Below are 7500 nucleotides of genomic sequence, written 5' to 3' on the forward strand. Positions count from 1 at the left end.
GATGGAAAGAGAGACTCAAGCATGAGCGGGATGCTTACGGACAAGGTGGTGGCAGTGACGGGCGCGGGACGCGGGGTCGGGCGCGAGATCGCCCTCCTTTGCGCGCGCGAGGGCGCGGCCCTGGTCGTCAATGACCTTGGCACCTCAGGCGAAGGCGAAGGCGCTGACCTCTCGCCCGCCGAGGAAACGGTGAACGACATCAGGGCCGCCGGCGGCCGCGCGGTCGTCAACGGCGCGAGCGTTGCCGACCCTAAAGGCGCCGCGAGCATCATCGAGGATGCGGTGCGCAATTTCGGGCGTATCGACGCAGTGGTCAACAATGCCGGCATCCTGCGCGACCGCATCTGGCACAAGCTCAGCCATGAGGATTGGGCCGCGGTGATCGATGTCCATCTCAACGGCTGCTTCAATGTCTCCAAAGCCGCGACGCCTTATTTCCGCGAGCAGGGGTCGGGAAGCTTCATCCACTTCACCTCGACGAGCGGGCTCATCGGCAATTTTGGTCAGGCCAATTACTCGGCGGCGAAGCTCGGCATCGTCGGCCTCTCGCAGTCGATCGCGCTCGACATGGCGCGCGCGGGCGTGCGCTCGAACTGCATCGCCCCCTTTGCCTGGAGCCGCATGACCGCCTCGATCCCGGCGACGACGCCTGAAGAGATTGCGCGTGTCGAGCGGATGAAGACGATGAGCGCCGACAAGATCGCGCCGCTCGTTGCCTTCCTCGCCAGCGACGCATCGAAGGAGGTCACCAACCAGATTTTCGGCGTGCGCAAGAACGAGATTTTCCTCTTTTCAAAGCCGCGCCCGATCCGCTCGATGCAGAAGGGCGAGGGCTGGACCCCGCAGGCGATCGCCGAGGAACTCCTGCCCGCCTTCCTCCCGAGCTTCGCCCGCCCCGACGAGCGCTCAGGCGACGTCTTCGGCTATGATCCGATCTGAGGATAAAAGGCCCATGCAGGATTACACCGCCATCCGCGAAGAGGTCGCCAAGCTCTGCGCCGCCTTTCCCGGCCCCTATTGGCAGGCGAAGGACAAGCGGCGCGAATATCCTTCAGAGTTTGTCGCGGCGCTCGGCGAGGCGGGCTATCTCGCCGCGCTCATCCCCGAGGAATATGGCGGCGCGGGCCTGCCGCTCTCCGCCGCCGCGGCGATCCTCGAGGAGATCCAGCGCCAGGGGTGCAACGGCGGCGCGGTGCACGCGCAAATGTATGTGATGGGGACAGTGCTGCGCCACGGATCGGAAGAACAGAAGGCCCGCTATCTGCCGCGCGTCGCGACGGGCGAGCTGCGCCTGCAGGCCTTCGGGGTCACCGAACCGACGAGCGGCACCGATACGCTCAGTCTCAAGACCACCGCCAGGCGCGAGGGCGATCATTACATCGTCAACGGCCAGAAATTATGGACAAGCCGCGCCGAGCATAGCGACCTCATGATCCTGCTTGCGCGCACGACGCCGCGCGAAGAGGTGGCGAGCCGTACCGAGGGTCTTTCGGTCTTCCTCGTCGACATGAAGGAAGCGCTCGCAGCGGGAACGCTCAGTATCCGGCCGATCGACACGATGATGAACCATGCAACGACCGAGGTCTTCTTCGACAATATGCGCATCCCCGCCGCCAATCTTATCGGCGAGGAAGGCAAGGGCTTTCGTTATATCCTCTCCGGGATGAACGCCGAGCGGCTGCTGATCGCTGCTGAATGCATCGGCGATGCGAAGTGGTTCATCGAAAAGGCGAGCGGCTATGCCAAGGAGCGTGTCCTCTTCGGCCGCCCGATCGGCCAGAACCAGGGCGTCCAGTTTCCGATTGCCCGCGCCTACGCCCAGATGCGCGCGGCCGAACTCCTCGTCCACGACGGCATCGCAAAATATGAGGCGGGCGAAAATGCCGGGGCCGAGGCCAATATGGCCAAGATGCTCGCCGCCGAGGCAAGCTGGGCTGCGGGCGAAGCCTGCATCCAGACCCACGGCGGCTTCGGCTTCGCGGCCGAATATGACATTGAAAGGAAGTTCCGCGAGACGCGCCTCTATCAGGTCGCGCCCATCAGCACGAACATGATCCTCTCCTATGTTGCAGAGCATGTACTTGGAATGCCGCGCAGTTATTGAGGCGCGCGGACAAGCGGGCCGCCCGGCCGGACGGCCCGCTTGTTCGGCAGGCGGAAGGTCCGCCGATCATCCCTATCTGTCAGTCCGCGGCCGCTTCCTGCCGCTTCGCCTCCTCCTTGAGCTCTCCCTTGGTCATGCCGGTAACGAGCATATTGCCCGCGCCCGAGAAGCTGGCGGCGGGAAGCGTCGCGACGCGGTCGCCGACCTCGACACTCACAGCTTCCACGACGCCGCCGCCGGTCTGGCGTACATCGTGAACATAGCCGATGACCTTGCCGCGCGGGTCGGCGATGGGCATGCCGGGGGCGACTGCAAACATGCCGTCGCCGCTCGCGGCGCCGCTACCCGTCGCGGCTAGCTGGCCGAGGCTGCCCTGAAAGCTTCCCGCGGCCGAACCGGAGCCCGTGGCGCTGCCCGAGGCGTTGGACAATGTGCTGCTGGCTCGGTCACCGAGAGGCCCGACCGCATCGCGCGCGGTGCCCGTTGCGGTCGAAGCCACGCCTCGCATCGTACCGACTGCGCCCCGTGCGGTCTCGCCGACGAAATCGGTACCGACCGACTGAGCTTCGACGCTACCGCTGCCTGAGGCACGTCCTGAGCCGCTCGCCTCGGCGCCCAACCTGTCACCGAGCAAGTCCGCGCCGGCCGAACCCTGGCCGCGCGCGTCCGCATCGCCCTCCCCGCGGACGCGGCCCGACCGGCGGTCGACCTCGATGTCGCCGCGCCCGGAACCGATAATGTCGCCCGCCGTACCGATCGTGCCGCCGATCGGTGCGGTCGGATTGCCGAGTGTGCCGCCCAGCGTGCCTCCAAGACCCCCGCCAAGACGGCCGCCGCCACCGAGCAGCTGCGCCGAGGCCGGGGCAGCGGGGACGAGGGTCGACGCGATCAGTGCGGCAGCGGAAATAAGGGTGCGATATTCCATGATGTTTCTCCTGACGCTGGAGCCCGCAAAGTGGCGGGCCTGGAAGGAGAACGACGCGGCTTCGGATTTTCTTCCCTCGAAGAGTCAGCGGCCGCAATCGCCGCAGACCAGGCCGTAGCCGGTCTGCTTGTCGCGGCCCTTCCGGCCGAGGTCGCGCGCCTCGGCGATCAGCGCGCGAATGGCAGGCTCGATGCGGTCGACGTTGGGCGCGGGATAAAGCCGCGCGAGGCGTCCAGCGACGAGCGGCGCAGCGAAAGAGGTACCGCGCAGCCGCTCGCTGCTCGCCGCCCCCGTTGCCGCAAGCACGGCCTCGCCTGGCCCTGCGAAATCGACCTGCGCAGCCCGGCCGGCTTCGGGCAGCACCTCTCCCTTGGCATCAACGCCGGTCACCCCCAGGACGCCGGGATAGGCGGCGGGATAGGCCGGGGGCGCTGCGGGGCCATCGTTGCCGACCGCCGCGACGATCAGGAGCCCGCGCGCCTGCGCGCGCTGGACCGCGAGCGCGAGCAGCTTGTTGTCGGGGCCCACGAGACTGATCGTGACAACCGCAGCGCCGCGCTGCACGAGCCAGCCGAGCGCGCGGGTGATCGCGCTCGCATTGCCGCCTGCAGGATCGGCACCATAGACGTCGGCTGCGAGCAGCCGCGCTCCCGGCGCCGCGCCGCGGACCGTCCCCTCGCCGATCAGCAGCGAGGCGACGGCGGTGCCATGACGGCTGGGGCTGGGCGCACCTCGCGCAAAGCCGCGCTGCTCGACACGCCCCGCGACCGACGGATGCGCAGCGACGCCGCCGTCGATCAGTCCGAGCGAGACGCCGCTGCGCGCCGCAGAGGCAAGCGGCGCCGCGCGCATGGTCCCGTCCGCGGCGGCGCTTTCGCTGCCACTCGCAAAATAGAGATTGTCGGCGTCCACCTGGGCGCCGGGAAGCAGCCTTGCGAGCTGTTTTTGTGCGCGTGCGAGGCTGCGATCGCCGGGCACGCGGAAGCGGGCGACATCGAGATCGAGCCCTTCGATCCGCTCACGGCTTTCCAGTGCGAAACCCTCCTCGGCCGCGCGTGCGACCATCGCGGCATCGACTCCTATCGCGAAGAGGATGCCGCGCACAGCAGGCCGATCATTGCGGTCAAGCTCCACGATTTCGGGATGCGCACGCAGCAGCGCGTCGACCCGGTCGAGCCGCAGCCGGTCTAATGTACGGTCGAGGTCGATCAGCGGCGGCTCGCCGATCCGTGACAATTCGGGTATCCGGGGAAGCTGGACGGGCGGCAGGCTGATCTGCGCGGACACGCGCGGACCCGCCGCAAGAAGCAGGCAGAATATCATGATCAGGATGGCGGACAGTCGCATTCCATCTCCTCACGCCTCGCGGGCCGCATGCGATCCGAAAAATTTTTAGCAGGATCTGGAAGAAACGATAGAAGCGCCTCGTTACGTCCAAAGGGATATGAAAAGGCAATAAATGCGCTTTGAGGACGAACTGGTCGGGTTGTTGCCTCGCCTGCGCCGTTTTGCGCGCGGTTTGGCGCGCGATGCGGGCGACGCCGATGACCTTTGCCAGGCGGCAATCGAGCGCGCGCTAAAATCGAAGCGCCAATGGAGCGCAGGAACAAGACTGGACAGCTGGATGTATCGGATCACCCGTAATCTGTGGATCGACGAGCGCCGTGCCGCCGCGCGCCGCGGGGTCCAGAAGCCGGTCGACGAGGCGGTCTTGCAGATTGCCGGTGACGGCGCGTCCCAGGTGGAGGCCGGTGCCCTGCGCGGCGACGTCGACGGCGCGATGGCGCGCCTTCCCGCCGAACAGCGCGAGGTGGTCATGCTCATACTTGTCGAAGGCTATGCCTATCGCGAGGCTGCGGAGATACTGGAGGTTCCCGTCGGCACTGTCACCTCGCGGCTCGCGCGGGGACGCGAGGCGCTGATCCACTTGTTGGGAGAAGCGGCATGACGATCGACCGCGCCACCATCGCCGCTTATGTAGACCGCGAACTCGACGACATCGCCGCGCGCCGCGTCGAGCGCGCGGCTGAGACCGACCCCCAAGTCGCGAGCGCCATCCTCCGCTACCGCGCGCTGACCGCGACCCTCGCGGCGCATTATGGCCCGGTCGCCGAAGAAGCAGTGCCGGATCGGCTGCTCGATCTTATCGAGGGCGCCGGCCCGGTCGACACCAGCTTGGCCGCGCGTCGCAAGGCCAAGCGGACACGCTTCGGCATTCCGCAATGGGGTGCGATCGCGGCGGCGCTGCTTCTCGGGCTGACGATCGGACTGCGACCGTGGCTACCTGCAGAGCCGGTCACGGTCGAGGGCGGCGCGTTGGTTGCCGCGGGGCCACTGTCCCAAGCGCTCGACACCCAGCTCGCCTCGAACCAGCCCGCGGACGCGCCGGTGCGGATCGGTCTCAGCTTCCGCGACCGCTTGGGCCGATATTGCCGAAGCTTCGAAAGCGTCGCAGTTGACGGGATCGGATGCCGCACCAAAGGACGCTGGCGGCTCGAGCGTACGGTCCCCGGTGCGGCGACGGCGGATTATCGGCAGGCCGGGTCGGGCAGCCTTGCAGCGGCTGCGGCCGACATGATGGTAGGCGATGCGCTCGATGCGAATGCAGAGCGCGCGGCACGCGACGGCGGCTGGCGGCGCTGACCCTTTCGCCCTCGCGACCGCCAGCATATCCGCCCTTGTCAAGAAGAGGAAGCAATGAGGGGATATCGGAACGGAGCGAGCGCATGAAAGCACTCGCCCTTACCTTGCCAGCCGGATCGGCCGGTCAGCCGAGAATCACGCGCGCGGCGCGATAACCCTTTTTGCGCATGGCCTTCACATAATCCTTGTCAGCATCGAGGATTTCGGTGCGCCACTCCTCCCAGGCATCGCGGCGATCCTCGCGGTCTCTCGCGCGGCGAAGGTCGCTTCGCAGTTCCTTTTCGGCTTCGGCGATGTCGGCGCGATAATTATACCAATATGGGTTGTAGACCGCCGCAATCGGCACTTCGCGGATTTCGGGCACCTGGAATCCCGGCGGCGCTTCATCGCGCGGAGCGCCCGCAGACACGGCCGCTGGAAGCACAAGCGCGAATGTGAGCCCGGCCCAAATCTTCATCCTTCATCTCCTTTACGACCTCGCGTCAGAAAGTGGAACGAAGGAGGGCGCCTCTTTATTCCCCTTTCATCGGGGACAGGCAGCGAAGGGCGTTGGACGCGGTCCTAGCCTGGGTGGGCTTCGTCGCCGACACTTGAGCGCAGGAGGCCCCTGAACACCTCCTGCGCCGTCCGCTTTCCTTGCGTAACGTCGAAGACGTCGCTGGCGATGGGCATTGCGATGCCGTAAGTTTCGGCGAGCGCCATCACCGTCGGCGCGCTCTTCACGCCTTCTGCGACCATGTTCATGCCTTCGATGATCGCATCGATGTGGCGTCCCCTGCCCAGTTCGACCCCGACATGGCGGTTGCGGCTCAAGGGGCTGGTGCAGGTGGCAATGAGGTCGCCCATGCCGGCAAGGCCCGCGAAAGTTTCGGGGCGTCCGCCCATCGCGACGCCGAGCCTAGTGATCTCGGCAAGGCCGCGCGTCATCAGCCCCGCGCGGGTATTGTCGCCTGCGCCAAGCCCATCGCCCATGCCGACCGCAATCGCGATGATATTCTTCAGCACCCCGCCAAGCTCGCAGCCCAGAAGATCGGTATTGGTGTAGACGCGAAAGAGCCCCGAATGGAAAACGGGCTGGAGCGCGCGAACGACGATCTCGTCTTCCATCGACAGGACGCTCGCTGCTGCCTGCCCGCTCATGATCTCGCGCGCGAGATTGGGGCCGGTGAGGACGCCGACGGGGTGACCGGGCAGCACCTCTTCGATGAGCTCGGTCATCCGCTTGCCCGAGGCGAGTTCGAGTCCCTTGGTAAGGCTGATGACGGGAACCCAAGGACGAAGGTGGCGCTGTGCCTCTTCGAGCACCCCCCGAAAGCTGTGCGAGGGCACTCCCATCACGAGAACGTCGGCGCTTGCCACCGCCTCCTCAAGACTGGTCGTCGCAGTGAGCGCCGCAGGGAGCGTAATGCCGGGGAGATATTTGGGGTTCTCGTGCTCGCGATTGATGCTCGCAACCGTCTCGGCGTCGCGCGCCCAGAGCGTAATCGGCGCATTGCGCGACACGAGGGACGCGACCGTCGTTCCCCAGCTACCGCCCCCGAGCAGCCCGATTTTCAGCCGCATCGCTCTCTCCCTCTCCCTCTCCCTCTCCCTGACGCGAAGAGTGGCGCGACTTTAAGGCCTTGACAAGCGGCGCTGGCAATTCTTGCCGCTGGCGGGATCCTTCCACTGTTTTGATAAACGGGAGAGCGCGCGGAGCGGGACACCCGGCCGGGTCCGCTGCCGCCCCAAAGCTAGGTTGTGTGGACGAATTTGATCAAGCAAAGTCCGGCGGCGAAACTGACGATGGACCGGAAATTCTGCGCGGTTTTTTCGCATCTGAGTGCGA

At 66.4% G+C, this 7500-nt stretch carries 8 protein-coding genes; 4 read left to right on the top strand and 4 right to left on the bottom strand.

Translation table 11 applies throughout. The features are described 5' to 3' along the window. Positions 1–21 precede the first annotated feature (21 nt). Both B5X69_RS10225 and B5X69_RS10230 read left to right on the top strand, forming a co-directional pair. On the top strand, positions 22–939 hold the full coding sequence (locus tag B5X69_RS10225; protein WP_245798695.1) for an SDR family NAD(P)-dependent oxidoreductase: 918 nt from the start codon (positions 22–24) through the stop codon (positions 937–939). 13 nt (positions 940–952) lie between these two features. After that, entirely contained in the window at positions 953–2104 is a 1152-nt protein-coding gene (locus B5X69_RS10230) for an acyl-CoA dehydrogenase family protein (protein WP_217699108.1), read from the top strand. A 79-nt stretch (positions 2105–2183) separates the two neighbouring features. Here B5X69_RS10230 and B5X69_RS20965 read toward each other — a convergent pair whose 3' ends face one another. Together B5X69_RS20965 and B5X69_RS10245 are read right to left on the bottom strand one after the other, a co-directional pair. Next, on the bottom strand, positions 2184–3029 hold the full coding sequence (locus B5X69_RS20965) for a hypothetical protein (protein ID WP_176141565.1): 846 nt from the start codon (positions 3027–3029) through the stop codon (positions 2184–2186). Positions 3030–3113: 84 nt separating this feature from the next. Continuing rightward, positions 3114–4376, bottom strand: a complete 1263-nt coding sequence (locus tag B5X69_RS10245) for a S8 family serine peptidase (protein WP_079638592.1) — start codon at positions 4374–4376, stop codon at positions 3114–3116. 112 nt (positions 4377–4488) lie between these two features. Between B5X69_RS10245 and B5X69_RS10250 the strand changes: the two genes are divergently transcribed. Both B5X69_RS10250 and B5X69_RS10255 read left to right on the top strand, forming a co-directional pair. Beyond that, positions 4489–4977, top strand: a complete 489-nt coding sequence (locus tag B5X69_RS10250) for an RNA polymerase sigma factor (RefSeq protein WP_079638593.1) — start codon at positions 4489–4491, stop codon at positions 4975–4977. Then, entirely contained in the window at positions 4974–5672 is a 699-nt protein-coding gene (locus B5X69_RS10255) for an anti-sigma factor family protein (RefSeq protein WP_079638594.1), read from the top strand. The genes B5X69_RS10250 and B5X69_RS10255 overlap by 4 nt, the downstream gene beginning before the upstream one ends. 124 nt (positions 5673–5796) lie before the next feature. Here the strand turns inward: B5X69_RS10255 and B5X69_RS10260 are convergent, their stop codons facing one another. Together B5X69_RS10260 and B5X69_RS10265 are read right to left on the bottom strand one after the other, a co-directional pair. Next, positions 5797–6129, bottom strand: a complete 333-nt coding sequence (locus B5X69_RS10260) for a hypothetical protein (protein ID WP_079638595.1) — start codon at positions 6127–6129, stop codon at positions 5797–5799. Between the two features lie 104 nt (positions 6130–6233). Further along, positions 6234–7235, bottom strand: coding sequence for an NAD(P)H-dependent glycerol-3-phosphate dehydrogenase (locus B5X69_RS10265; protein ID WP_079638596.1), 1002 nt, complete (start codon positions 7233–7235; stop codon positions 6234–6236). Positions 7236–7500 lie beyond the last annotated feature (265 nt).

It is taken from the genome of Sphingopyxis flava (assembly GCF_900168005.1).
GTDB classification, from domain to species: Bacteria; Pseudomonadota; Alphaproteobacteria; order Sphingomonadales; family Sphingomonadaceae; genus Sphingopyxis; species Sphingopyxis flava.